23 protein-coding genes are annotated in these 26,292 nt (G+C 51.3%); all 23 read right to left on the minus strand.

The window, feature by feature from the left end; genetic code table 11:
* Nucleotides 1-72 precede the first annotated feature (72 nt).
* Nucleotides 73-1,833, minus strand: coding sequence for a phosphoenolpyruvate--protein phosphotransferase (ptsP, locus tag GYMC10_RS23880; RefSeq protein WP_015736903.1), 1,761 nt, complete (start codon nucleotides 1,831-1,833; stop codon nucleotides 73-75).
* Nucleotides 1,833-2,102, minus strand: coding sequence for an HPr family phosphocarrier protein (locus GYMC10_RS23885; protein ID WP_009593276.1), 270 nt, complete (start codon nucleotides 2,100-2,102; stop codon nucleotides 1,833-1,835). Before GYMC10_RS23885 ends, ptsP begins: the two co-directional genes overlap by 1 nt.
* A 105-nt stretch (nucleotides 2,103-2,207) precedes the next feature.
* The gene (locus GYMC10_RS23890) at nucleotides 2,208-2,942 is read right to left on the minus strand and encodes an SIS domain-containing protein (protein WP_041622255.1); all 735 of its coding nucleotides are present in this window, start codon (nucleotides 2,940-2,942) and stop codon (nucleotides 2,208-2,210) included.
* A gap of 67 nt (nucleotides 2,943-3,009) precedes the next feature.
* Nucleotides 3,010-3,738: a creatininase family protein gene (locus tag GYMC10_RS23895; RefSeq protein ID WP_015736905.1), complete on the minus strand. Its 729-nt coding sequence runs from the start codon at nucleotides 3,736-3,738 to the stop codon at nucleotides 3,010-3,012.
* Nucleotides 3,739-3,753: 15 nt separating this feature from the next.
* Nucleotides 3,754-4,746 (minus strand): phosphotriesterase, encoded by a 993-nt coding sequence (locus tag GYMC10_RS23900; protein WP_015736906.1) that lies wholly within the window; start codon nucleotides 4,744-4,746, stop codon nucleotides 3,754-3,756.
* Nucleotides 4,747-4,888: 142 nt separating this feature from the next.
* Nucleotides 4,889-6,184 carry a PTS ascorbate transporter subunit IIC gene (locus tag GYMC10_RS23905; RefSeq protein WP_015736907.1) on the minus strand — a complete coding sequence of 432 codons (1,296 nt, stop codon included), beginning with the start codon at nucleotides 6,182-6,184 and terminating at the stop codon, nucleotides 4,889-4,891.
* A 23-nt stretch (nucleotides 6,185-6,207) separates the two neighbouring features.
* Nucleotides 6,208-6,471, minus strand: coding sequence for a PTS sugar transporter subunit IIB (locus tag GYMC10_RS23910; protein ID WP_009593269.1), 264 nt, complete (start codon nucleotides 6,469-6,471; stop codon nucleotides 6,208-6,210).
* The gene (locus GYMC10_RS23915) at nucleotides 6,468-6,911 is read right to left on the minus strand and encodes a PTS sugar transporter subunit IIA (protein WP_015736908.1); all 444 of its coding nucleotides are present in this window, start codon (nucleotides 6,909-6,911) and stop codon (nucleotides 6,468-6,470) included. Before GYMC10_RS23915 ends, GYMC10_RS23910 begins: the two co-directional genes overlap by 4 nt.
* A gap of 35 nt (nucleotides 6,912-6,946) precedes the next feature.
* On the minus strand, nucleotides 6,947-9,037 hold the full coding sequence (locus GYMC10_RS23920) for a BglG family transcription antiterminator (RefSeq protein WP_015736909.1): 2,091 nt from the start codon (nucleotides 9,035-9,037) through the stop codon (nucleotides 6,947-6,949).
* Nucleotides 9,038-9,337: 300 nt separating this feature from the next.
* Nucleotides 9,338-10,705: a sensor histidine kinase gene (locus GYMC10_RS23925; protein WP_015736910.1), complete on the minus strand. Its 1,368-nt coding sequence runs from the start codon at nucleotides 10,703-10,705 to the stop codon at nucleotides 9,338-9,340.
* Nucleotides 10,702-11,376: a response regulator transcription factor gene (locus GYMC10_RS23930; RefSeq protein ID WP_009593251.1), complete on the minus strand. Its 675-nt coding sequence runs from the start codon at nucleotides 11,374-11,376 to the stop codon at nucleotides 10,702-10,704. Before GYMC10_RS23930 ends, GYMC10_RS23925 begins: the two co-directional genes overlap by 4 nt.
* 241 nt (nucleotides 11,377-11,617) lie before the next feature.
* A complete protein-coding gene (locus tag GYMC10_RS32800; RefSeq protein WP_222838316.1) occupies nucleotides 11,618-11,788 on the minus strand; it encodes a hypothetical protein in 171 nt (56 codons plus the stop codon).
* Nucleotides 11,776-12,141, minus strand: a complete 366-nt coding sequence (locus GYMC10_RS23935) for a hypothetical protein (RefSeq protein WP_049788733.1) — start codon at nucleotides 12,139-12,141, stop codon at nucleotides 11,776-11,778. The genes GYMC10_RS32800 and GYMC10_RS23935 overlap by 13 nt, the downstream gene beginning before the upstream one ends.
* A 454-nt stretch (nucleotides 12,142-12,595) precedes the next feature.
* The gene (locus GYMC10_RS23940) at nucleotides 12,596-14,110 is read right to left on the minus strand and encodes a glycoside hydrolase family 43 protein (RefSeq protein WP_041622258.1); all 1,515 of its coding nucleotides are present in this window, start codon (nucleotides 14,108-14,110) and stop codon (nucleotides 12,596-12,598) included.
* A 48-nt stretch (nucleotides 14,111-14,158) separates the two neighbouring features.
* The gene (locus GYMC10_RS23945; protein ID WP_015736912.1) at nucleotides 14,159-15,049 is read right to left on the minus strand and encodes a carbohydrate ABC transporter permease; all 891 of its coding nucleotides are present in this window, start codon (nucleotides 15,047-15,049) and stop codon (nucleotides 14,159-14,161) included.
* Nucleotides 15,050-15,074: 25 nt separating this feature from the next.
* Complete coding sequence (locus GYMC10_RS23950; RefSeq protein WP_015736913.1) at nucleotides 15,075-15,998, minus strand: ABC transporter permease; 924 nt, start codon at nucleotides 15,996-15,998, stop codon at nucleotides 15,075-15,077.
* A gap of 84 nt (nucleotides 15,999-16,082) precedes the next feature.
* Entirely contained in the window at nucleotides 16,083-17,609 is a 1,527-nt protein-coding gene (locus GYMC10_RS23955) for an ABC transporter substrate-binding protein (RefSeq protein WP_015736914.1), read from the minus strand.
* A gap of 107 nt (nucleotides 17,610-17,716) precedes the next feature.
* A complete protein-coding gene (locus GYMC10_RS23960; protein WP_015736915.1) occupies nucleotides 17,717-19,336 on the minus strand; it encodes a helix-turn-helix domain-containing protein in 1,620 nt (539 codons plus the stop codon).
* Between the two features lie 16 nt (nucleotides 19,337-19,352).
* Nucleotides 19,353-21,116, minus strand: coding sequence for a sensor histidine kinase (locus tag GYMC10_RS23965; RefSeq protein WP_015736916.1), 1,764 nt, complete (start codon nucleotides 21,114-21,116; stop codon nucleotides 19,353-19,355).
* A gap of 253 nt (nucleotides 21,117-21,369) precedes the next feature.
* The gene (locus GYMC10_RS23970; RefSeq protein ID WP_015736917.1) at nucleotides 21,370-22,413 is read right to left on the minus strand and encodes a glycoside hydrolase family 105 protein; all 1,044 of its coding nucleotides are present in this window, start codon (nucleotides 22,411-22,413) and stop codon (nucleotides 21,370-21,372) included.
* 71 nt (nucleotides 22,414-22,484) lie between these two features.
* Nucleotides 22,485-24,137, minus strand: coding sequence for an extracellular solute-binding protein (locus tag GYMC10_RS23975; RefSeq protein WP_015736918.1), 1,653 nt, complete (start codon nucleotides 24,135-24,137; stop codon nucleotides 22,485-22,487).
* Between the two features lie 54 nt (nucleotides 24,138-24,191).
* Entirely contained in the window at nucleotides 24,192-25,091 is a 900-nt protein-coding gene (locus GYMC10_RS23980; RefSeq protein WP_009593275.1) for a carbohydrate ABC transporter permease, read from the minus strand.
* A 14-nt stretch (nucleotides 25,092-25,105) separates the two neighbouring features.
* The gene (locus tag GYMC10_RS23985) at nucleotides 25,106-26,197 is read right to left on the minus strand and encodes an ABC transporter permease (RefSeq protein ID WP_015736919.1); all 1,092 of its coding nucleotides are present in this window, start codon (nucleotides 26,195-26,197) and stop codon (nucleotides 25,106-25,108) included.
* Nucleotides 26,198-26,292 lie beyond the last annotated feature (95 nt).

Below are 26,292 nucleotides of genomic sequence, written 5' to 3' on the forward strand. Positions count from 1 at the left end.
TGAATCATCAAGGGTTTTCTTCTTGCGGAGCCGCGAACGGAATCGCTACACTATGAAATTCTCGAAGACGAATCAGCAGGGAATCTTAGCGCTGCAAAATGCCTCCAGCTCCTGACGAACGGCTTGGGGCGTGTCCAGGCGAAGAATGCGTCCCGCCAGATCGCGGCATTCCGCTTGATCCAATCCTTCGAGCCTTTCCTTGATCGAGCTGAGCCTGCCAGCCTCCATGCTCCATTCGTCAAGTCCCAGACCGAGCAAGAGCGGTGCGGCCAACGGGTCGCCCGCCATGCTGCCGCACATGCCGGTCCATTTACCGGCCTTATGGGAAGCATCGATCACCGTTCGGATGAGCTGAAGCACGGCGGGATGGAAATAATCGTACAGGTGCGCTACGTGTTCGTTCATGCGATCCGCGGCAACCGTGTACTGAACGAGATCATTCGTACCGATGCTGAAGAAATCGACTTCGTCCGCGAAAAGTCCTGCCAACACGGCCGTGGAGGGAATCTCGACCATAATGCCGACTTCCATCTTCTCGTCGAACGGTACGCCCTCCTCCCTCAATTCACCCTGCACTTCCGCCAGGATGGATCTCGCCTGTCTCCATTCTTGCAAACCGGAGATCATCGGGAACATGACCTTCACCGTACCGAAGGCGCTGGCCCGCAGCACGGCCCGCAGCTGCGTGCGCAGCAGCTCCTGGCGGACAAGCCCTACCCGTATTGCACGGTAGCCCAGGAAAGGATTCGTTTCCTTTGGCAGCTGCAGGTACGGAAGCTCCTTATCTCCGCCGATGTCCATCGTGCGGATGATCACGGGGCGGCCCTCCATCTGCCGGGCCGCTTCCTGATACGCACGGAACTGCTCCTCCTCGCCCGGCATGGCCGTGGCGTTCATGAACAGGAACTCCGTGCGGAACAGCCCCACGCCGTCCGCGCCCTGCCGGACGGCGGCCTCGGCTTCCGCGGCGCTGCCGATGTTCGCCGCGAGCTCCACGCGCGTACCGTCGGCGGTCACCGCCGGACGCGCAATGTATTCCTCGAGCGACTGCCTGCGCTCGAGGTCCTGCTGCATGCGGAGCCGATGCTGCTCCGCCTCCGCCGCTTCCGGCCGGGCGATGCACAGCCCGGCTGATCCGTCGAGGACGAGCAGATCGCCGTCCTCGATGCCGTCGATCCCGTCTCCCGCGCCGACGACAGCGGCAATGCCGAGCGACCGCGCGAGAATCGCAGTATGCGAGGTTGCTCCCCCGGTACGGGTGATAAAGCCGACCACCAAGGCAGGGTCCAGCTGCACCGTATCCGAAGGCGTCAAATCGTCGGCAACGAGAATCACCGGCTCGGTGATTCCGGCAAGTCCCTGCGATTGTCCAGGCGACAGACAGGCGAGAAGACGGCCGCCGATATCGCGGATGTCGGTTGCGCGCTCCTTCATATAATCATTGCTCATGCCTTCAAACATGGAGGCGACTTGGTTGACAACCTCGGCAACGGCCCTCGGGGCCGTCTCCAATTTCTCCCGGATCCGCGCCTCCATCTTCGGGTAGAAGGCCGGATCGTCCAGCAGCTTTCGGTGTCCCGCAAGAATGCCCGCTTGCTCTTCGCCTACCGCTTCATTCGCTTTCTCAATCAGCTTCTCCATTTGCTCGGCGCAGCCCGCTTTGGCTTCGCGAAGCTTATGAAGCTCGTCTTGGACCGCAGCCGAGGTATCGGGAATATAATTCCCTTCGGGGCTGCTTTCGCCGCTGGCCCCCACCGAAGATTTGTAGATATAGGCCTTTGCAATCCGGATACCCTCCGATACGCCGATTCCTTGAATATCCAGCCTATTCATCAGGCTTCACCAAACTTGCTTTCGACGAGCTGTATCAGGGCTTCGACGACTTCTTGTTCACCGTCTCCGTTTGCTTCGATGGTCACGACGGCTCCTTGTTCAATGCCAAGCGTCATCAGCTCCAGCATGCTCTTGCCATCCGCCGAGCGACCTTCGTTTGTCTTCAGACGAACCTCTCCTCCAAATTGTCCTGCTTTTTCCGAGAATAGCTGAGCCGGACGTACATGAAAGCCCTGCTCATTCTGTATGGTTACCGTTTGTGTGAACATGTCTTTCCTCCTCATCCTGTAACCGCCAGCCCGGGGCTGTTACTTACTGAAACGTAAAGTTGCGGTTTCTCTGTTGTTTCCTGCCGTTCATCCGCTCGACCCTTGTCAGGCCAGTAAGGTTATCCGGCCTTTATACGCCTCGACCAGCGCTTGGTTGTGCTCATCGGAGCCGTCGATATTTCCGCTAAGAAATACAGGGGGGTTAAAGCCTTGTTCAATCATAATCTCAATGGATTCGGCGAACAGGGCGTTCAAAATCAAGGCTCCGATCACTGTCGAGCTCGGGGTAAAGGGGACCTGAAGGCCGGGATGGCTCAATACCGCATCGCCCTTGACCGAGAAATTGTCGATCACCAGATCCGCGGCATCCGCCAGGTGCTTGCCGCTGCTGTGCCGGGACGGCATGCTTTTGGAATATTCCAGTGAGGTAATGCCTACGGTGAAGGCCCCCTTTTCCTTCGCCATCAAAGCGACATCCACGGGAACCGGATTGCGGCCCGAGGTGGACAGGACGAATACGACCTCTCCCTTGCGGATGTCCTGCTTGCTCATGAATTCGACGGCAAGATCGTTTTGTCTTTCCAGCTCGGACGAACGTACCGCGCCTTCATGCAGCATCAGCTTCTCTATGAGAATCGGACGGATCGGTACGAGTCCGCCTGCCCGGTAGAAGACTTCCTCGGTCAATATATGCGAATGCCCGCAGCCGAACAGATGAATAATGCCGCCCTGCTGAATACAGGCCGCCACCTTTTCCGCCGCTTCACGTATCGACTTGGCCTGCTCCGCTCGTACTTTGTCAAACAACCCGCCAATCACATCAAAATAGGTGTCCATCATCATCGCTTTCACCTCGTGGTTCCTGTATTTGTATAGATTTCTGTTATTCTTCCGCGAGTGAACGGGTTCATATCGCTTTTTTCGCCCGGAGTACCATGTCGGCCATGACTTCCAGGCTTCGCTCGATAATCCGCTCTCCCTTCTCCCTCGTTGCCAACGTTGCATCCCCAAGCACCGCGGAAGCCGTCATTTCCTCCCAGGGTGTAGGCGTGAAGTCCGCTTCAATCGGGATGTGCGGAGCGCCGTCGATCGCCTTGCTCATGTCCACGTATTCGCCCGCAAGATACAGCATGTAGGACGTCTCGATTTCATCGGCATGCATGTAGCTGCCGTGAGCGGCCGAAGCCTCGCGTACCTCAGCCGTGATTTCCTTCGTGCCTGGATAAAAGAAGTAGAACACCTTCAATTCGGGTACCCGTTCGTATAAAATTCTCGCCGCTTCCTTCAGCGCAACCGCATTGCCGAGATGGCCGTTGACCATGATGAATATGCGGAATCCCTGATGATATATACTCTCGCCGATATCGGCAAGCAGCCGGATGAGCGCTTCGTTCGACACGTTGATGCTTCCCGGAAAATTGCGCAGACTCCACACTTGACCATAAGGAAGGGTCGGCAGAACGAAGCTGTCCGTCCGTTCCGCCAATTTGTCCGCGAGCCTGGACGCAAGCAGGTTATCCGTGCCCAGCGGCAGATGGGGACCATGCGCTTCAACGGCACCGATTGGAAGTATGGCCGCGCCGAGTTTGCGGATTTTCTCCTCCACCTCAACCGAATTCTCGAGTTCGAATTTCATGACGCTAAGCCCCCCTTACTTTTTGAATGAGAAGCAGTCGGCCGGATTGCTGACGAAAAATTTCTCCACCAGCTTCCGGCCGTCAAAGCCGCTGCGATTCGCCTCATCTACAAAGCGCGGCACCCATTTGGAAATAATATACTCCAGCCCGAGACCGTAATCGTAATGCTTGTAGTAGGTTTTACGGGCGGTATCTCCGCTGATGAGAATCTGATCCTCATAGCCTTTTCGGACAAGCTCCAGAATCAGCGAGATGCGGGTGCTTTCCGGCGCATACTTGATTTTGCCGATACCGTCAAAGCTCATGTAGGCTCCGGTTGCGGCGATTTGCTCATGGTAATACGGGTCGGGGTTCCGGTCCATATGCCCTAAACTCAAGTAGGATAGATCCACGCCTTCGCTTTTTAGGAGTTCGATTTGCTCCAGCGCCATGGTGCCGACTTCCGTATGGGAGTGGATGGGGGCTTTTGTTTCGTGATGAGCGCGGGCTACAGCGCGCAGCGTCTTCTCCTCCAGCGGCGTGATGCGGTTATAGCCTGTCCCGAACTTAACCTGGCCTGCTTTGAATGGCGTGCCTTCCAGCCCTTCTTCCACCTCCCGGATGACGAAATCCGCCAGCTCGTTGATGCTTTTGGCCTCGATCCACTGCGCATAACTCTCATAATCGCCGATCAGCGGCTTCAGCTCCTCTTTGATTTTGGCATCCCACAGGAAGCTTTTATTGAAGCCCGCCGTTCCTACAATGCGAATGCCGGTTTCAAGCGCGATTTCCTGCACCGCTTGAACATCCCGTCCATAATCGACGGCTGTAGCATCCACGATGGAGCATCCGCCGTGTTGTTTGAAATCCAGAACGTCGCGCTTGGACTTCTCTTTATCATCCAACAGCAAATCGTCCACTCCCCGTTCCTGCCAGTAGGCCGGACGGCATACGATATGTTCATGGGAATACGTAAAGCCCAATTCCTCTTTGCTGATATCTCCATGCAAGGTACGGATAAAGCCCATATCGTTTCTCCTCCACTCTCTATAAAATAAGAACCTGACCGATTCATAAAAGTGCATGTTCAAAAAAGCCGGCTTCTCTCAACGCCTTAGACCGCTTTCTGATCTATCTCGTGATCCAAAGCCGACTTTTTTTGTTTAACCTCTAAAAGAACAGTTTCGCCAGGAAGTGCAGAATCGGTCCGATGATGAACATGTCGGAATCGGCTGCCCACATGGCCGTATCCGGCACCGTCGAGGCGATAAAGAAGCGGACCATCAGGAACTGACCCCAAGCGACTACGGTTGACGTGATGAAGCCGCCGATCACGGCACCGCGGACACCGCCTGTCGAGTTCCCGAACACCCCTGCCGTAGCGCCGTGGAAGAATAGAACGATCATCGTCGGCACGAAGATGTAAGAAACGGTGTTGCCCAGTACGAGCAGCCAGATAATCGCGCCACCGAAAGCTCCCAGGAAGCCAAGCACCACCGCATTCGGCGCGTAAGGGTATACGACTGGCGCATCCAGTGCCGGTTTGGCGCCTGGCACGAGTTTGGTAGCAATCCCGTTGAAGGCCGGCACCAGCTCGCCGACAAACATCCGGACCCCCATCAGAACGATGGCGATTCCGCCTGCGAACGTGAACGATTGGATAATGGAATAGATGATAAAGTTCTGGTCACCCGATTGTTTCATCAGTTCTGCCGCAGCCGGCGTGCCCTTCGTCGAGAGAATAATGGCCCCGATCAGGAATAACACGCCCATGCTGAGCGCCGTGATGACGTTGGAATCGCGAAGAAATTCGAAGCCTTTCGGTACTTTGATTTTCTCGGAATCGTTGTTTTTGTTGCCGAGCAATTTGCCGAACAAGGCAGCCAATAGCGCAACCGAAGCCGACGTGTGTCCAAGCGCAATGTTATCGTTGCCCGTGATTTTACGCAGGAACGGCTGAACCAGCGCCGGCTGGAACGTCCAGTACACCCCAAGAACCACGGCGATCATCAGTACCAGCTTCCAGATCGGAATTCCGCTGGACGCATGGACGATGACGCCCGCAAAAACGGTCGACGTCCAGAACATCATGTGCCCGGTCAGATAAATAAATTTAAACCGGGTGAAGCGTGCCAGCAGAACGTTAATCAGAAAGCCGATGAGCATGGCAAGCGTAACGGCGCTGCCGAATTTGGAATTGAATGCCTCCTGCCCCATAAAGGTACCGAGGGATCCGCTTTCCAATCCGAAGACTTCTTTCCACATCGGCTCGAATACGTTCAAGGCTTTTACGATAACGTCAGAGCCTGCGCCGATGATGAGGAAGCCGATGATCGCTTTAAAGGTGCCGCTTACGAGCTGACTCGTTGATTTCTTCTGCAGCAGCAGGCCGATCAGAACGATAAACCCGAGCAGAATGGCCGGCGTTCCAAAAATGTTGGTAGCGATCCAAAAAAGTACGTCCATAAGCCCTCTTCCTTTCTAATGGTTTACAGCACTTCTTCCAGCTTCTGTTTGATCTCGTCGTTGTCAAAATAGTTGTTGACGATAACGACCTTGGCTTCATGCCCTTGCAGGCTTTGTGCCAGCTCGTTGCTTGTAATGATATAATCGGCTGCGGTACCCGAAGCCGTCGAAACGTCCGTGTGCTCCACGTCGGCGTTTACTCCCATGCCGTTCAGCACATTCTCCACATTCATTCTCAGAATCAAGCTGGTTCCTTGTCCTAATCCGCATACGCATAAAATTTTCATTGTTCGTTCCCCCTAATTAGTTGTTGGATTGACTCTATATCAGATGCCTGCTTGAATAGCTCCACGTTGTCCGGATTGCTGAGCAATGTCGTCAGCTTGCGCAGCATGGCGATATGCTCCGAGCTTGAGGAGCCGCCGAGCGCGAATACAAGCTGGACCGGGTCATTGGCGGCATGGCCAAAAACGACGGGTGTCTTCAATCGAAGCAGCGAGACGGAGGCTTCCCTCACTCCGTCCTCCGCACGGGCATGCGGTAGGGCGATGTGCGGCGCAAGAACAAAATACGGCCCTTTGTCACGATACGATTCCACCATGGCATCGGCATAACGTTCTTCCGCCGCTCCGGCATTCGCCAGCAGCGCCCCTGCCAAACGGATCGCTTCTTCCGCCGTCTCGGCCTCAACATCCAAGGCAATTAGTGACGGTTCCAAAAATTTCATTCTCATCTCTCCCAAATCCGGTATTCTGTTCGGTGCTAAGGACCGGTTAGTAATTGTTGAAGGATCTGTTCTTTCGTCCTGGCCTCTTTCAGTCGGATCAGGTTTTCCTTATCTCTCAGCAGGAGCGTCAGCTCCGACAGTGCTTTCAGGTGGGATTCGCCGTCAATCGCCGCCAGGACCAGAATGATCTGCACCTGGTGGCGCGCTTCCTCCGAGAAGGCGACGGGCTGCTCCAGCCGGAGCAGACTGATCCCAAGCCGCCGGACTCCATCCTGCGGCTTGCCGTGCGCGATGGCGATGCCAGGTGCTACGACAATGTAAGGGCCGAGCGCTTCCACTTTGGAGATCATCGCATCAATGTAAGCCTCTTCGATGCGTCCATCCTTCAGCAGCGGTTCGGAGGCTTCGCGTATGGCGCTCCGCCAATCTGCCGCTTCTCTGTTCATCCGAATCATTTGCTCGGTGAGCAGATCCGTCAGAGATGGCTTGCGAGCCTCGCTGAGCCAAGTTTTCCCTAAGGACATGTAGCGGTTAAGCTCCTCCGCAAGTCCGGCTTCATCCCTTACCGCCGCGTATTTATGGACGATGTCCAGCAGCGCTTGAACCGTGTTGGCCTGGGTTCTTGATTTGCGTCCGGAAACCATGTTGATCTGGTTAAGCAAATGCTCTTTATCCTTATCGCTCAGAATCGGATTCACCAGGAGAACGGGCACTTTGCTGTCCGGGAGCGGTACCGTCGAGAATATAAAATCGACATCTTCTTCGCGAAACGACTCATAATCGCGGAGCGACAATACGGCTGTGATGTCCACTGCCGAGAACAGGTTCTCCAGCTGCGATTTCAGCATCCGCGATGCGGAAATGCCGTTCACGCAGACGATGGCGGCCTGCCGCCTTACGGCCGGCTTCGTATTCTCTCTGCGCAGCCAACCGCCGAAGTGCATGGCGAGGTATCCGATCTCGTGATCGTCAAGTTTACGTCCAACCAACTGCTCGAACGGTGCGGCGGAACGGCGGGTAAGCTCGAATACTTCTCCGTACTTGGAACGGATATTTTCGAGCAGCGGATTTTCCAGGCTGAGACCATACAAGATCCGGTAATAAGCCGGTTTCAAGTGGACCAGCAGATTCTCCTCCATGGCTTCCCGGTTCGGCAGAAATACGCAGGCATAACGTTGAAAATGGTCGGTCATCTCCGTCGTCACGTTCCGAAGCTGCTTCAGCACTTCTTCGGACCCCGTCATCTGTTCCATCCGGTTGACTCTCGCCCCCAGCAGATGCATCGCGAAATAGCAGACCTCATCATCCGGAACGGAAACGCCGAACATTTGCCCGAGGCCTTCCGCAATACGCGCGGCAGCTTCATACTCTGGCGTCCTCCGCAGAACGCTTCGTTCATCATCGTCGATCGAGACCCATTGAGCGGTTTGAATCCGTCTTACATACAACAGAAAGCGGGCGGTCAGATGAAACAGCATCTCATCCGTCAAATCTACGCCCAGCGTGATCTCGCTATCCGAGATCAGGCGATAGACTTGCTCCAAACCTCCCTCTTCCATAGGCGGAAACAGGAGTGGGGCAAGATCGGGAACTCCCGATTCCGGGTTCAAGTTGAATGCCTGTTCCCAGCCCGCATGACCGAAAATCTGCCCGAAGTAATGGCTCAGCGTCTTCCGCTTGTCCCGCTCCTCCCCTTGTACGCCGTAGCCCCGCTTACGGTCGTAGGTTACCTTGAGTTTTACGGACTTCATCTCCGAGCGGACCATGTTCAAATCCTTGAGCACGGTGCCGCGGCTAACCTGCAGAAGTTCGGTCAGATGGTGAACGAAGAGCGGACTCTCCGCCGACAGCAGGTAAAGCGACATCCAGGCCAGCCTTTCGCGCGGAGACAAATAATACTGCTGTGCATGGGGCTTTTCATTCAACTGCGGAAGCCCCGCCCGGCTTTCTTCAGGCAAATAGTAGCCTGCTGTCCTGACATATTGGACCGATGGAAGTTGAACCGCTTTCAACCAGTCGTTTATTTTTTCCATATCATAGTAAACGGTTCGTCTGGAGATGCCGAGCTTCTGCATCAGTTCTTCCAGCGATACATAATCGGCTGCCTCATGGAGCAGCGTCAACATCTTGGTACTGCGTTCATCCAGAATACGGCATCAACTCCTTTGCCGTTAGTTTCGTGCTTTTTGCAATTTGATTATACCTATAGGCAATTGTTCAAGGACAGTTCAATTCATGGAACCCGATTTGTGCAAAAATGTACTCTAGTGAAATGGGCAAAAAAAAGACAGGCCCCATGGCCTGTATAAGATATGGTTCAACTTTGCGACTGCCCGGTTCATCGTGTCTTGGCAAAAATCGCATCCTTTCATTCGGCACGGTCAGTTTTCACGAACCGGTCATCATCGGTGTTTGCGGATCGATAACTAATTCGCCGGCGTCATGATTGGCAAGGTGACGATGAAGGTCGCTCCTTGACCAGGTTCGCTTTCCACTCGGATATCGCCTTGATGAAGCGATACGATCTGCTTAACAATGGCGAGTCCCATGCCGCTGCCCTCATATTTACGACTGCGGGAACGGTCGGTTTTAAAGAAACGTTCGAATATGCGCTTCTGATCCTCAAGGGAAATACCGATGCCCGTATCGGATATTCGGACGGTCACGTTATTCATGTCTTGTTTGATGCTGACGTTAATCACGCCGCCATCCTTTGAGAATTTGATGCTGTTGCCAATGATGTTCGTCCATACCTGGTTTAATTGATCATGATCGGCCGTAACTTTAACGGGCAGCAAATCAAGCTCAAACTGAATGCTGCGGGCAGCCCATTGCGGCTGGAGCGCCACGATGACCCGTCTGATCTGTTCATCCAGGCTGAGCGTGCTGAGCCCCGGCTGCTGTGACTGGGATTCAAGCAAACTCAGCTTGAGCAGGCTGTCGCTCATTTTGGACATCCGCTTCGCCTCAGCGATGATAATATCCAGATAACGTCTTCGCTCGTCATCCGAAAGATTTACCTGCTTCAGCGCTTGAGCATACCCGGAAATCGAGGTGAGCGGCGATTGCACCTCGTGCGACACGTTCGTTACGAATTCCCTGCGCAGCTGCTCCAACTGCTGGAGCTCGTGCATCATGTCTTCAAAGCTGCGAGCCAGCGTACCCAGCTCGCTTGTTTGCTTAATATTCAGCTTGACGCTGAAATCTCCGGCTGCAATGCGTCGGGTCGCTTTTGTCAGCTTTTTGATCGGCCTTACCAAGTAGATGGAGGCAATCAGGATCAATAAACTCCCTGTAATCAACGAACTGGTAGCAAAGATCGATCCCCATTTGACGACAAAAGAGGTAGAAGGAGGGGCGAGCATTTCCAGGAACATCGCTTTCGTTCCCGTTTCCGTTTTCAACGGCAGCCCTAAAAGAACCGTAGCAATGCCTTTCTGCGTGTCTTGAACAACGCCTCCTTCGATTACTTGCTGTAGTTTATCCATCGTTACTTCAGCAGGTTTGTGTCCGTTAAGCTTGCCGTAAGCCTGGAACTGGCCCGTCGCTTCGTAGATGCGGACATAATAGGAATCGAGCTGCTTCATTTCACTAACGAACAAGTCGGCTTCGCGTAACGGAAGTGTCTTGTATATCCGGACGACGTCTTGACCGAAGTTGCGTAAGGTGATTTGCGCGTTCTCGTTCAATTGTTCCTTGAACATCCAAGTAGACATAAAAAACGAAAGGATCGTGCCCCCGATGACGGACACTAGAAACGTCAGGACTACTCGAATATATAAGGATCTGATCATTCATAGACCTCAAGCCGGTACCCCAGCCCGCGCACCGTTTCGATCCGGAAATCCGGCGTCGTTGCGAACCTTTCGCGAAGACGTTTAATATGTACATCCACCGTTCGATCATCTCCTGCGTAGTCGATTCCCCAAATCTGATCGATCAGCTGCTCGCGTGTATAGACTTGTCCGGGTGTTCCAGCCAGCTTGTACAGCAATTCGAACTCTTTGAGCGGCAGCGTGAGCGTCTCCGGCCCGCTGCTCACCTTATAGGTCTGCCTGTCGAGAATGACGTTGCCGAACTGGATCGTCTGCGTGGAGCCGATCCGATATCGTTTCAGCAATGCCTTAACGCGGACCGTCAACTCCAACGGATCGAATGGTTTCGTTAAATAATCATCCGTCCCCAGCTCGAAACCCTTTACTTTTTCCCAGGTTTCGCCTCTCGCCGTCAGCATAAGCAGCGGCAAATCCGGATTGGCTCTTCGAAGCTCCTTGCATAACGTCCAGCCATCCATCATCGGCATCATAATATCTAGGACGACAAGATCGACGGGCGTCGAGCCATAGACGCTGAGCGCTTCCTTGCCGTCAGCCGCCTCGACCGTGGTGAATCCGTCATTGCGTAAAAATAAACAGACGAGCTCGCGAATGTTCGCATCGTCGTCAGCAACCAGTATAGTAGGCATCGGTTCCCTCTTTCCTTCATTTCCATCCCCTATTGTGTAATAACTATATACTATTATAAATACAAGGATTATGGGAAATGGTTCAAATGGCGCGGCAATTGTGCGTCTATTTTGCATTCTAGCCTACGCTAAAAATGGCCGCGCATTCCGCGCGGCCTCTGCCGGTACCTAAGTTTAATCAAGGAAGATGAACTGCCAGTGACATCCATATGAACGGAACATGAACGAACCAAAAAGAAATTCACATCGATTCGTTGCGATAGAACCCTTTTAGCGCTTCATATTCGGTTTGGGTAATTGGCAGGATGGAGCCGTGACGTTTTTTAAGGCTGCCGAAGTCGTATTCTCTCGGTTCTGGTTCCCTCCAGCATGCTCCCGTCGGATCGCCGATGTCGGTTGTCAGGATGGGCATATATCCCCTACCGGTTGAGTACTGGTCAACCAACAGCCCCCATTCTTCCTCTCCATTAACCGGCTGCCGGTAACCGTCGCCTGAGCATGCTCCCAGCCGCCGTGATGGTAAATGCTAAGGTCGGTTGCAAGCAAATAAAAGCAGCTGCCGTCCCCGCTTCGAAGCAAATAGGGATCGCGTGCCCCGCGCTCTCCGACGGTTGATCGCAAGACCGGCTGCTTCTGATTCAGATCCTGCCAATGCATGCCGTCCTCGCTCAGGGCGAAATAGATTTGCTCGCCGTCCTCATGATCACCGATAAAATGAACGAACAAATAACCGTATAATGAATTCGTAAGCTCTCGATGGTTCATGTAAATAATCCTCCGCCTGATTCATATTGGCAATGCTTCCGATTTATCCCATCAACCATCCGGATGCCATACACGCTCCCGGCGAGTATGTCCTTTAACTTCCTTTATATCAGTCATGCAATCGATCCGTAAACCGCAAAAATTGATCGTTACAACGATTTCTGATTCATTATCTGAACAATTGCCGTGGTTTTAGAAAACGTTTAGCTCTAAGCCATGATAATTACGAATGGTCATCACCCGAAAAGTGAAAACGGGCAGCGCTTATACAGCAACCACCCGTTTAGCAAGACTAAGCTTGCGATTCCTGTGCTTTCGTAACGGCTGCGAGAAACGCGAGAACGTGTCCCTCTCCCCCATACTTGTGCCCACTTTCGGTCGATGCCGAGATCTCCTATGATGCCATTAGGTCTGTTCAGAAATATGATCTCTGTACTCCCTTAAATATGGTTTCTTATAACACCACATCCTCGAGAGCTTGGTAATCAAACCAATCAAAGTGTGCCGGCGAGACGGATCGAACGCCGTTGCCTGTGGCATACATGGCGATGAGCACGCCCGTAAACCCGCCGGCTACCTCCGTAGCCAACATAGCACATTCGCCTTCACCGAACCAACAAGGCTCCTGGCCACCGCCGGCAAATCCGAACGCATACTTCTCTTTGTCGGCTTGAATGGTGAGCACAACCGAATCCGAAGACCAAGGGGCCTCGCTTTCGACTTTCCACAAGCTTCCGATCCTTCTGCGGAAGATCATCTTTCGGCGACCATCGATTCGGATCACAGCCAACTCGTAGTGGAACCGCTCGTTCATAAACACGGTTAATCCAGCTTCCTCGCCGTCCTGCTGCGGCGCGAAAGTCAAATGCACTGAAGCCTTCATGTTAAAATGCTGCTGCCTTCTTCCGAGGAAGGCAGCAGCACCGTCATTCAACGTTGCCGCTGAACCGTTCAATGTCAGGCAGCTCTCCTTCTCGGTCAGGGACCCATGGTCCGGATGCGGTGATCGAAGGAAATTCCAATATGGCGCGAGCTCCGAGTCTACAAAATCATCTCTTACAGGGGGGCTCGTCACGCGTTGTAATCGAAGGTTCCCTGATGGCATCGTCTCATGAACGACGCCGTTCTCTCCAATAACAGGCCATCCGTCCCCTGTCCAGGATACAGGGGCGAGAAACGTTTCTCTGCCAAGATGATGACGCTGAGGATAACCGACGGGCCGAATGCCGAGGAAGACCGCCCACCAGCTGCCGTCGGGGGCTTGAACCAGATCCGCATGGCCTGTAGCTTGAATCGGCTTTAACAGACTCCGATGAGTCAGGATCGGATTGTGCGGACAGCTCTCAAACGGACCCTCCGGCCGCTTGCTTCTGGCCACGGTCACCATGTGTCCGTATTCGGTTCCTCCTTCGGAAATAAGCAGGTAATACCACGCTCCAACCCGATACAGATGCGGGGCCTCCGGATATTGCCCGCCCGTTCCGTTCCATAATAAACGGACCTCGGAGAGCTTCTGTCCAGTTTCTATATCAATCCGGCTTTGATAGATCCCCTGGTTCCACGATGTTGTATAATAAACCGTTCCATCCTCGTCAAAAAACAAATCGGGGTCAATCCCTGGATGGTCAACGAATACCGGATCGGACCAAACCCCGCTAGGATCCTCAGAGGATACATAAAAATTCCCTCCCCCCGATACATTGGTTGTGGTCATGTAGAACATGCCTTGATGAAAACGGATGGTTGGAGCATATATCCCCGTCGAGGTGCCTGCATTTCGAAGATCCAATTGCTCCTTCCGAGTCAAGCAATGGCCGATCTGTGTCCAATGCACAAGATCATTGCTGTGAAAAAGAGGAACTCCCGGATAATATCCAAAGGAACTCGTTACAAGATAATAATCGCCGCCGACCCTGCAGACACTGGGATCGGGATGAAAGCCGCTAATCACAGGATTTTGGTATGTCATTTCCACAATGGATTCTCCTTATTTGTTTCATTGAACCTTCTCCATGGTTTACTTCACTGCTCCGATCGTAATCCCTTTAACGAAGTACTTCTGAAAGAACGGATATGCGATCAGAATCGGCAATACCCCTATAGCAGCAATTGCCATACGTACGGTCGTGCTTGGCAATTCCATGATGGCTTGCCCTGCGCCCGTGCTGGCAAGGTTGCTGTTGCTCGTCAGAAACTGGATATCCGTCATCATTTTATTCAGAATCGTTTGGATGCCAAACAATCTCGTGTCCGTTAAATAGATCAGTCCATTGAACCAGTCGTTCCAATATGCGATGGCTTGAAACAACCCGATGGTTGCCATGATAGGAAGCGACAGCGGAAGAACGATCCGGTAAAATGTTTTAATTTCACTTGTCCCGTCGATGCTGGCCGCTTCGAGCAAGGCTGAAGGAATGGAAGTCATGAAGAAGGTCCGTACCAGAAGAACGTTAAAACCGTTCATGAGCAGCCCCGGTATGAGCAGCCCGAACAGCGTGTTCTTGATGTCGAAGAGCTGCGTATAGACCATATAAGTTGGAACCAGCCCGCCGTTGAACAACATCGTAAAGAATACGAAAAAAGTCCAAAAGTTCTTTAAAGGCATGTCGTGGCGGGACAACGGATAAGCCAGCATGGAACTGATCGCCAAACTGACTGCCGTACCGACGACGGTGATGAGAACCGTGATTCCATAGGCCCTTCCAAGCTCCACGACATGCGTCCACAAATAATGGTAGGCATCCAAACTTAACTCCGTTGGAAAAAAGGAGTAGCCGTTCTGGATAATGCTTGCTTCGCTGCTCAGCGAAGATACGATCAGCAAAGCAAATGGGATCAAACATGCCGCCGCAAACAATCCTAGGATCACATGGGCGGACCACTGTAACAATTTGCTTTCATAAGCCATATTGTATTGCACCTCTATTCTCGGTCTAGAACAACGCGTTCTCCCTATTGAATTTACGCACGATATAGTTGGCACTCAGAACAAGTACGAACCCGACAATGGACTGGTAGACGCCCGCTGCCGAAGCCATGCCGATATCCCCCATGATCATCAAACTTCGGTACACGTACGTATCGATCACGTTCGTTGTATCGTTGAGCATGCCTGAATTCATCGGCACCTGATAAAATAATCCAAAATCGGAATAGAACATCCGGCCGATGCTCAGAAGCGTAAGCATAACAATCACCGGCGTAATCAACGGAATCGTAATCGACTGAATTTGCCTCCATTTCGAGGCCCCGTCCAATCTTGCCGCCTCATAATACTCGGGATCGATGCTGATAATGGAAGCCAGGAAGATAATACAGGAGAAACCGACGCTCTTCCAAAGCTGGACCACCGTCAAGATCACCGGCCAATATTTCGGCTCGGTATACCACGAAATGCTCTCGATTCCGAATAGGGGAAGTATGGTCTTATTCATGAAACCCGTTTCTAAACTAAGAGCTGCATATACCAAGTAGCCGACCACAACAAAAGAAATAAGATGCGGCAGCACAATGACGCTCTGGTAGAAACGCGACATCACCTTGACTCTGATCTCGTTCAGCAAGATGGCGACGGCAATGGAAAGCACGGTGCCAATCACGATGAAGGCGGCATTATATAAAATCGTATTCCGCGTGATGATAAAGGCGTCTGTCGTTTTGAATAAATATTCGAAGTTTTTAAAGCCGATCCAGTCGCTTTCAAAAATTCCAGCCGAGAAATTTATATTTTTAAAAGCAATAAACATGCCGAACATAGGAGCATAATTGTTGATGATGAGATAAGCGATTCCCGGGAGCATAAGGAGATATAGAGGCGTGTATTTCCTGAACCGTTTCAGCCCGCTCCGTCTGGTCATAGGTGCACAACCCTTCTTTAATAAATTACCGCATGAAAGTGACAATCCGATCGGCATCGACTGCCGATCGGATCGCACCGTCGCTTATTGTACTCCGTTTTCGCTAGCCCACTCGTCAAGCTGTTTTTGTTTTTCCTCGATAATTTTTTCGATACCGGCATTTTCAAGCTTATTGAGGAATTCAGGCAGTGCCTTCTCCACATCCAGGATTCCGCTCTCCAATGCTCTCCGGTATTGCTCAAGCACGCTATTGCAGGCGGCTACTTCATTCTTTACGGGTTCGGAATCGAATGAAAATCCGAGTGCTTTCGATTTGGCCGCCGACTTATTAAACTCGTCCATCTGCTCATAAATGCCAGGGTCGTCTCCCTCGAACACATAGGTAAGAAACTGATTTCCGTGCATCCAGCCATAATTTTTGTACCCAACGTTATCGCTTGTGACACCGTCAGGATATCGGATCATATCGTCTTGTCCTTCGACTTTGACGTAATGCTTGCCCTCGATGCCCCAAACCATTAAATTGACAATCTCTTTATCGGTATATAGCAGATTCATGAACTGCAGTGCTTTCTCAGGGTTTTCCGAATTGGAGGTGACACCGACGGCAACGTTCGTGACCGTATCCGTCTTGGCGACAGGCTGCAAGGTACGAACGGCGGTCATTTCCATACCGACGTTCCGGCTTTCCTGGACTTCAAATCCCGGCTTCATCGCGGACATCCATCCAGCAGCCTTTCCATTACTGACCAGCACGTTTGTAGACTCAGGGCTGGTCGCGGCATCTTTCATTAAATATCCCGCGAGATACCACTCCCGAAGCTTCCGCAGAATGTGCTCATATTCTTCTGAAGCGAACAAGTTAACGACTTTCAAATCGTCAAGACCGTTGTTCAGCAAGACCCCCAGATTATTGCCGAGCGGGTCATGTATGGCATAGGTGCTCATAATCGAACCATTCGACAAGTTGGCCGCTCCGGCCATGCCCGGTTCGTTCTCTTTAATGATCTTGAAAATGTTCTCGAAGTCATCGAAAGTCTGGACTTGACCAAGATCGATGTTATGTTTATCCACCAAATCCTTTCGCATGACAAAACCATAATCCTGCGCTAAGTCCCTTATGCTTGGCACACCGTAACTTACGCCCCCCACTTTGGTTGCATTGTAATAGTCGGTGCCAAGGACGTCGATAATTCCCTGGGCGTTTTTCTCCATGATATTTCCGATCGGATAAAGTACGCCCTTGGCCACTTGAGTACTGTAGTTTCCGAGCATCGCAATCATATCCAGCTTTTCTCCGCTCGACATCATCAAATTCACTTGATTGGCGAATGCGCTGTTGCTGATGGGCAGCAGCTTTACTGTCACATTGATTTTTTCTTTGGCAATCTTGTTGATTTCATCCTGAACGAGCTGGATGTCGGCCGGTACGCTGTCAAAGGTCGGGTATGCATAAACCACTTCATAAGGAGCATCGGATGCACCAGAGGAAGTCGCGCCGTCATCTTTTGAGCCTGCTGCGGAATTTCCTTTCGAATCATTCCCCCCGCAGGCCGATATCATGACCATCAAAGCCAGCAACAGACTAAACCATCCCCACTTATTCTTCATATCCATCCCCCGTACTGTTTTTTATGGATTCGGATCATTCCGAGCCTGTTTTCATTGTACGGGCCACCATGTCCAACAACTACTCCGATTTCGACATGGAATTTGCATCAAATCGACTTTTCCTTGATCGAGCCGTTGGCAGCTTGTTTTCGGTAATCGGCAGGGCTCATGCCGAACTGCTTTTTGAATCTCCTAGAGAAGTGGGCGAAATTCGAATAGCCGGTTTGCGAAGCGATGGCGCCGATAGGCAAATTGGTTTTCAGGAGCAAATCTTTTGCCAGATCCAGACGCTTCCTCATGATGTATTCGGTGACGGATGCCCCGGCCTCTTTCTTGAACAAACGATCCAGATAATCGGGATTGAGATAAACATGGTTCGCCACCGTTTCTCGTGAAAGCTCTTCCGATTCGATCCGTTCCTGAATAAACTGCTCCACTTTATCGATGATGGAGTCCGTTCGCTGCAGCGTCCCCATCGATTCCATCGCTGTGTTGACGGTGTGCCTCACCCAGAGGATCATGTCCGACACCGAACGGACGGCCCGTTGGTATAATCGTTCGGAGGCTTCGTTTTCGAAGAGGAGATGAGCCTCGATTCCCTTAAGCTTCAATACGTAAAATACCATCTGGAGAAAGTTGTGATGAAAGCGGTGAAGCGTTTCTGCTCCGGGCCCTTCGGTCCCGATCCAGCTTTTCAAAACAACCTCGGCCTCGATGACGACCTGAACACCTTGTCCCTCTTTCAGCATGATCGACCACGCATTCATGTCCGGGATCTTAATGGTGTCATGGATACGCTGTTTGCTTCCCCAAACGAAGACCTTATTCGTAAACGTCACATTGCCTTTGTCCCATCGCACCAGCTGGCCGACCATTTCGCTCACTTCATGGCCGTACACCGCATTCCCAATATAGATCGACACGTCGCAATAAAACCATGCCGTGCACGATGCTATGAATTCCTCGCTGCGATTCCGCAGCGTCTCTTTATATGATTCCGCTTCCCGCTCAAAAGGAATTAGCGCGAGAAGAGTGCCTTCAGTTAATCCGAACAGCAGCCCGTTTCCGTGGACATGAAGTATTTCTTCGCCGCTGTTCAACAACGCGTATTCGATGATCTTCTCGTCGCGTGGAGAAAACGTTTTGTGATAGCGCTGCACGGAGATCAGGATCGGAAGAAGTCTCATACGCCGGTCGAAGGGAATATTTCGCTCTTCCGCCGCCCTTTGAATGTGTTCCGGATGCGAAGGGATCGTATGGTTGATGACGTCAAGCCATAACCGTTCCGCTAGCAGCGGTTGATGACGCGCCCAGAACTGGCCGATCCGGCTATATTGCTGCACCTCTTGATCTCTCATGATTTTTTCCACGACTTTGCCGATCACTTGCTGGAGCTCATCGCCCGGAATCGGTTTGAGCAAATAATCGAAGCTGCCCAGCTTGAGCGCTCGCTGCGCCAGTTTGAACTCGGCATGGCATGTCATAAACACGGTCTCCGTTTGCGGGTAGTTATTCCTGGCCCATGCAAGCAGCTCCAGCCCGCTTTCTTGAGGCATCTCGATATCGCATAAAATAAGATCAACCCGTTCCTGTTCAAACACTTCCTTGGCTTGGCGGGCATTATAAGCGGTAAAAACGGCTTCGATCCCTAAGCTCTGCCAATCCACATCCGACTTTAGCGAGTCGGTTAACAGCTTCTCATCATCAACGATCATCATGTTCAGCATCTTGGAATGCCCCTTTCTATACTGTGGTGCCCCCATCCGGCGAGAAGGGAAGCTTCAGTTCAACCATGGCTCCGTGCGGTTGAACGTTTTGCAGCTCCACCTTTGCCCGATTCCCGTAGAGAAGGCGCAGCCTTTGCTTCAAGTTCCAGAAGCCGATATGCTCTCCCTCCTCGTCGATGATCCGTTCATCGGCAGCGATTTTTTCAATCATTCCCTCTTTAAAACCGGGACCTGTATCTTGAATTTGAATGATGAGTCCTCGTTCCGGAGACTCATCCATTTCCACCCGGACTTGGACCCGAACCGGCTCATCGAGCGATATGGCGTGCTTCATCGCATTCTCCACGAGCGTCTGCATAACCAGTGGGGGAACAGGAGTCCGCAGAAGAAAATCCGGCACCTCAATTTCATGGATAATTTGACCCGGAAACCTCAGCTCCTGAATGTTCAGATAATTGCGAATATGCTGGATTTCATCCTTTAACGAAACGAACGTCAAATTGCTTTGAAACATGTAGCGAAAATAACGGACCATATAAAGCGACATGTCCTCAATCCGCCTCACATCGTTTCTGCGGGCCAACGTATGTATCATATTCAAGGCATTGATGTAAAAATGCGGTTTGATCTGCAATTGCAAATGCTGAAGCTCCGCTTTTTGCTTGTTCAGTTGCTCTTCATAAATGTTGATCCGGAGGCTTTTGATTTGTCCGACCATGCTATTGAACGTATCGTTCATGACTCGAAACTCGATGGAGGTTGGATACTCCCGGATTTGCGTGTCGACATGGCCTTGCTCGATCCGATTCATCGCTCTGAGCAGTCGGTTTATGGGAACCAGCAGCCACTTTCGAAGCAAAATCAATCCGATGATCAGAATAACCACGGACCCGAAAGGCAATAGGGTAGAAATGGTTTTTAAGATGGGCAGGTGCTGCAATATCGTCTCTTCCGGAATAAAAGCATACAAGCTGAACTCGCCCAACCGCGAGTGTTCCCCGACCGTCAAATAACGGCTGGAGGTTCCCGTTAAATAATAGGACTGCGGATTGAGCTGCACCTCCACACCGCTATCGTCGATAAAGGTTTGGTTGACCATCGCTTTTCCTCGGTCATCGATTAGGAGGGCGGCTCCTTTATTCCCAACGCTTAGCAGCTCAAGCGGGGTTTGAAAGGAGCGAGCATTCAACCAAGCACCTACTGTCGTACCATTTTTCATCTTCAATAGACGGATAAGGTAGGTTTGGCCGTTGTAATTCTGGACGTACCATTTCTTACGATTTAATTCCAAAGGGGATGCACCGGCCTTGAAAGTCTCGTATACATGCGACCTAATATACTGCCGGTCCTCGTACGTCGAACGGCTCTGGAACGAATAATAATAGTTGTCGCTGGAAGGCTCGTACACGTACAGACCGTCCAGGACGCTATATCGTGAAATCGAGCTGGAGAGATTGGCAGCAATGCGCTGAGACGCGAAAAATCGTTCTTCCGGATTCAAGGCATAATCCAATTCATTCAGATCCGTTCCAATCATTAATTCAATGAGATAATCATCGGCCTCTTTCAGTTTTGCATCAATTTGATCCCTGTAGAGCACCAGCAAATCCTTGTTGGAACTTGCTACCTGATTACGGACTACATCGATAGCGTATATGTTGGAATACAACAGAAATCCGATCAATGGCATGACGACCAGCAGTAGTCCTCCAATCATCCTGACCCGGATCGACTGCCACGTTAATTGCCTAAGGCCTCGGTACCTTGGCTTGATATTCATCGTCAGGCCTCCCCTATAGAAGTAAGCGGTTTCGCAAAAAAAGAATATTTCCGTTATCATAGCTCAGGAATGATTATAGTATAAAGGTTAAACTTGGATTCGTCTTTATAGGTGATGCAGGCGTTCGCTGACTTAAAGCCAGTATAGATACCTCTGGAAATAAAAAGGATGACTCCTGTTTACTACAGGAATCATCCCAAAAGTGACGTTTTTGCTGCCCCCGGCCAGTTTATACGATCTAATCGCTCCGCCGCTATGCTTGCGATTCTAGTGCTTCAATGACGGCCGCCAGGAACGCAAGTGTCAGTCCTTGCCCCCATCCTTGCGCCCACTTTCGGTCGATGCCGAGATATCCTTCGATATCGTTCATGACAGCCGTACCCCCGGATACGTTCAGAACCCTTCCGTTATCCGCAATATTGGCAAGAACGCCATCCAAGGCTTTTCGCACATATTTCGCATGCAGCGGATTGCCCTGCATTACCATCGCCGCGGCGATCCCCGCTGTCGCGGATACTTCGCCGTAGGCCTCCGGATAATCGAGTACTGTCCCCCACAAGCCGTCCTCATGCTGCAGCCGTTTGATCGCCGCCAGCTGGTCGCGTAATGAGCTCCATATATGCATCATGGGAGGATAGAGATAACCTTCTGGCAGCCCTCGGGCCGCCCGGGACATCGTATAGGCCGCCCATGCGTTGGCGCGCGCCCAATGGATGCCGGACATATGGTCTTGTTTGACATGGTTGTATCCGTGGTACCACAGACCGGAATCCTCATCCTGCAGGTAATGAATATGCCGTTCGAATTGATGGAGCGCGTCGTCAATAAGTGCCTTCTTCTCAAGCAGCACGCCGACCCGAAGCTCCAAGTATGCCGCCATGAACAGGGTATCCGCCCAGCACTGCTCGGGAAAGTCATTGTTAGCCGACACCGTATGCTGAAGGACCCGGTCTCCGAACCGCAGTGCGTGATGTTCCAGGTAATCGATCTTGCTTAAAATAATGTCCAGATATTTTTGATCCTTCGTCTCTTCGTACAGGGTGAGCAGCATATGCCCCATCGCGCAGGTGTTCACGGTCCATCCCTCCGGAAGGCCCGCTTCCAGGTATTCCTCAACCCAATCGATCATCCGTTTCAGGTAAACATGCTCACCCGTCACATCGAGCAGTCGGCTGACGCCATAGAATGCAACGCCGCCCGGCCAGTCCCATGTCAAATCCATGCCGAACGTATAGTCTGCAACGCGCTCCGCGGTTTGCTTTAGATCTTCCGATGTGAGTTCCAATTTCAGGTTCATATTGCCCTCCTTCTCAGCAAGAGCTCCCGCTTGCGGCAGGAGCTCCGAAGTTTTCCTTTACATGATCCCGATTACCGGAATTGGCCGGCGTCGATCGCTTTTTGCTTCTCGTCCAAGATCTCTTGATAGCCCGCATCGAGGAATTTCTGCTTGGCCGCTTCGTACTTCGCATCAAACTGGTCTTCCGGCGCAAGGACAATGTCCAGATACAGCTCCTGGAAGAGGTTGTTTAAATCTGCCTTATACTCGTTTACTTTCTCAAGAACTACGGTGAACAGCGGGTCCTGGATCTGGTACGGTTTTATTTCTTGCCGATATTTTATCATGTCTTCGACAATTTGCTCGTAACCGGCAGGCGTCCAGTTGTTTTTGTTGGCTTTCAGCGTGAGATCAGGTGTCTCAAATGTAGGCGCTTCCGTTATAAGTGCCCAATAGTCCTTGTTATTGTTCTGGGAGAGTACGGATTCGCCCTTGAAATCCGGGTCTTTTACCGGCAGACCATCGGAATCAAGCGTATAGTTTTCCCCTTCTACTCCGTTCTGCAGGAACATCAGGTTCTCCGGTTGGCTCATCCAGTCGAGGTACATCCATACGGCTGCGCGCTCCTCCGCCGTTGATGCATGGTTGATTCCCATGATCAAGCCAAACGTCCAGTCGGCGCGGCCTTGCGGCATATTGCCCTCCGGCACGCCAGTCCCTGGAGGAATGACAGCAAATTCAGCTCCTGGATTGTTCTTCAGTGTTGCTTCAAACACGTCGGTGTTATTGGTAATGTACAGTCCGTACGTGCCTGTATTGCCCGCAACAAACTCGGCCTTAAGCTTATTATCATCGTCGCGAAGATAGAACTCTTTGTCAATAAGCCCATTATGATATTGATAACTTAAGTTACGCAACCATCCTTCGGTTGCCGAGGTCGTAAAGTCCGCAACAGATAGATCTGCATAAAGTGCGTGGACCTTCGGGTCGGTCGGCCAATCCCGGAAGCCATAGCTGTAGTTGAACACATTTCGTGTCAGACCGGCCCCGGCAACGCCGATTCCTGCTTCCTTCCATTTCATGAGCATTTCATTGTACTTCTCGAGCGAGGTCAAGTCCTCAACCTTCATCCCCACTTTCTCCACCCAGTCTTTACGAATGATATTGACAAAGTTGCCATAGTTATTTAAGTCCGGACGCTTACCGAAGAAAAATGTATTTTTTCCATCGACGACGCCATATTGCTGAATCGTCTCGCTCATATTGCCCCAATAGGTTGGCGCATAGTGTTCAATCTCTTTCCAGTCCAGCTCCTGCATAACACCTTCTCCGTAGTAAGCAAGCGCCTGCGGCATGTCATAATGAAAAATGATATCAGGCGCCTTGCCAGCTGCGAGCAGCTGCTGATAAGTCGTAACTTCGTTTGTGCGGGCGATCGGGGTGAACTTCACTTCGATATTGTATTTGTCGCCGAATTCCTTCTGAATCCAGCGCGTGTAGTAGTTATCGGTTACGTTCCAGCCTTCGAACGCACGTTCATACACGGGAATTTCCATGGTAACTCGTTCCGGGAAGCCTTGCGAATAATCGGGATAGCTGCCTGCGGCGTTTGGGTTTGGGCTGGTACCCTCGTCGGATGGAGAAGGCTCCTTCAAGCTATTGGTACTATTCCCCGTACAGCCTGCCATAAGAGCGGCAATGAATAGTAAAGCCATAAACATAGACATGATTTTTCGTTTGCTCATCGTATATCCCCCTTTTTAAATCTCATCCTATCGCTGCAAAAGAATCTTTAAGCGCTATTCCTTGATAGCCCCAAGCATGACTCCCTGGACAAAATACTTCTGAATGAACGGATAGACGCAAATGATCGGCAACGTCGCAAATACAACGCATGCTGCTTTGAGCACTTCCGGATTGCTCAGCGAGACTTGCGTCATCTCAAGTTGAAAGCTCTCGCTTGCCTGAACAACCAAGTAATACAATTTCAACTGCAACGGCCGCAGATCGACATTATGCTTAATGTAGAATAGGGCATCCTGATAAGCGTTCCATCGACCGACCGCGTAAAAAAGGGACAATGTCGCCAGAATCGGCTTTGAGAGCGGCAGTACGATGCTGAACAGGATCCGGAAATGCCCCGCCCCATCCATCCGAGCCGACTCTTCCAGGCTGACCGGAATATTGCTGGAGATCGAAGTCCTCAATATCAGCAGGTTGAACGCACTAAAGGACAACGGCAAGATGAGGGACCATATCGTATCGAGCATCCCCAGGCTGTTGATCAGCATATACTCGGGAATAATGCCGCCGCCAAAAAACATCGTAAACATAAAGATGAAGGTAAAAAATGAACGGCCCTTAAGCTGCTTTCGCGATAGCGGGTATGCTGCACAAATAGTGACGATCATGCCGATCATGGTGAACAGCACCGTAATAACAACGCTTACATAAAGAGACTTCAGGATACTCTGATCAGCGAAAACTTTGCCATAGGCCTCCAGAGTGAAACCCGCTGGCCAGAGAAACACCTTGTTAGCAATGACGTACGCGTCTTCGCTTAAAGATTTTGCAACGACATGAACGAATGGAAGCAAACAAGCAAGTGAGGCAGCAATAAGAAAGAGACGGATCAGGATATCCCATATGTCCAGTTTCCTGCTGCGGCGAACGGCATAGCTGCTAACGGATGTTTTCATCGCTTCCCTCCTTTCTAAATGACACCGTCTTCGCCCAGTTTCTTGGCAACCCGATCAGCAATTAATATAAGGACGAGCCCCACGACAGCCTGGAACAACCCGAGAGCGGTTGCTCGGCTGAAGTTCCCGCCTTCGATGCCCCAGCGATATACCAAAACGGGAATCGTTGTGGTATACTCCGTGGTTGCCTTATTCGCTAAGGCAAAAACACGCTCAAAGGAACCTGCCATCACGTGGCCCAAATTCAAAATCAGCAATGTCACGATCGTGACTCGGATCGAGGGCAGGGTTATGTTCCACATTTTCCGCCACCGGCCTGCACCATCCACGACCGCCGCTTCATACAACTCTGGGTTAATGCCGCTTATTGCGGCCAGATAGATGATCGTCCCCCACCCCATGCTCTGCCATACCCCAATGAAGACATAACTGATCAGCCAATTGACGTCTTCTTGAAGGAACGGGATGCGTGTCCCACCCAGATGCGCGATCAAATTATTGATCATGCCGGTTCCTTCACCCAATAATTGATAAGCAATTGCGCCGATAATGACCCAGGACAGAAAGTGCGGCAAATAGAGCAGGGTCTGATTTACGCGCTTGAATAGAACATTCTTGGCCTCATTAAGTAACAATGAGAGCACAATCGGCATTGTAAAGCTAAATAAGAGGTCCGACACATTCAGCAGAAGCGTGTTGCGAATTGCGCGGCTGAATTCGGATTTTGCGAATATGTCTTGAAACACTTCGAATCCGACCCATTCGCTGCCCCAGAATCCCTTGGCAATCTTAAAATCCTTAAATGCAAGCACGAGACCGCTCATGGGCGCATACTTAAAAACCAACACAAACGAGAGAGGAATGAGGAGCAGGAAGTAGAGTTGCCAATCCCGACGAAGATAATAAAGAATCCCCAGTTTCTTATCTGTTAAGGAGGTTGAAGCGGTTTCATTTTTGGATGCAGTGACTAGACCTTTCAAAATCTCACCTCCTCCGTTCACGATCTCCCCGACTCGGTTTCCTAGTTCGGTGACCTCGAGGTCGGACTTATCATATCGCCCCGTTCGTCCGCAAGTAAACGCCGAATATTGATACATTTTCGTCATGATTGATTCCATATTTAGCCGATTCGATATTCAAAAGAGTGCAAGAATCAGTATTGACTAATCGCATCAAATGTTGCGATATATAACGCTTCACT

This window comes from Paenibacillus sp. Y412MC10 (assembly GCF_000024685.1).
GTDB classification, from domain to species: domain Bacteria; phylum Bacillota; class Bacilli; order Paenibacillales; family Paenibacillaceae; genus Paenibacillus_AQ; species Paenibacillus_AQ lautus_A.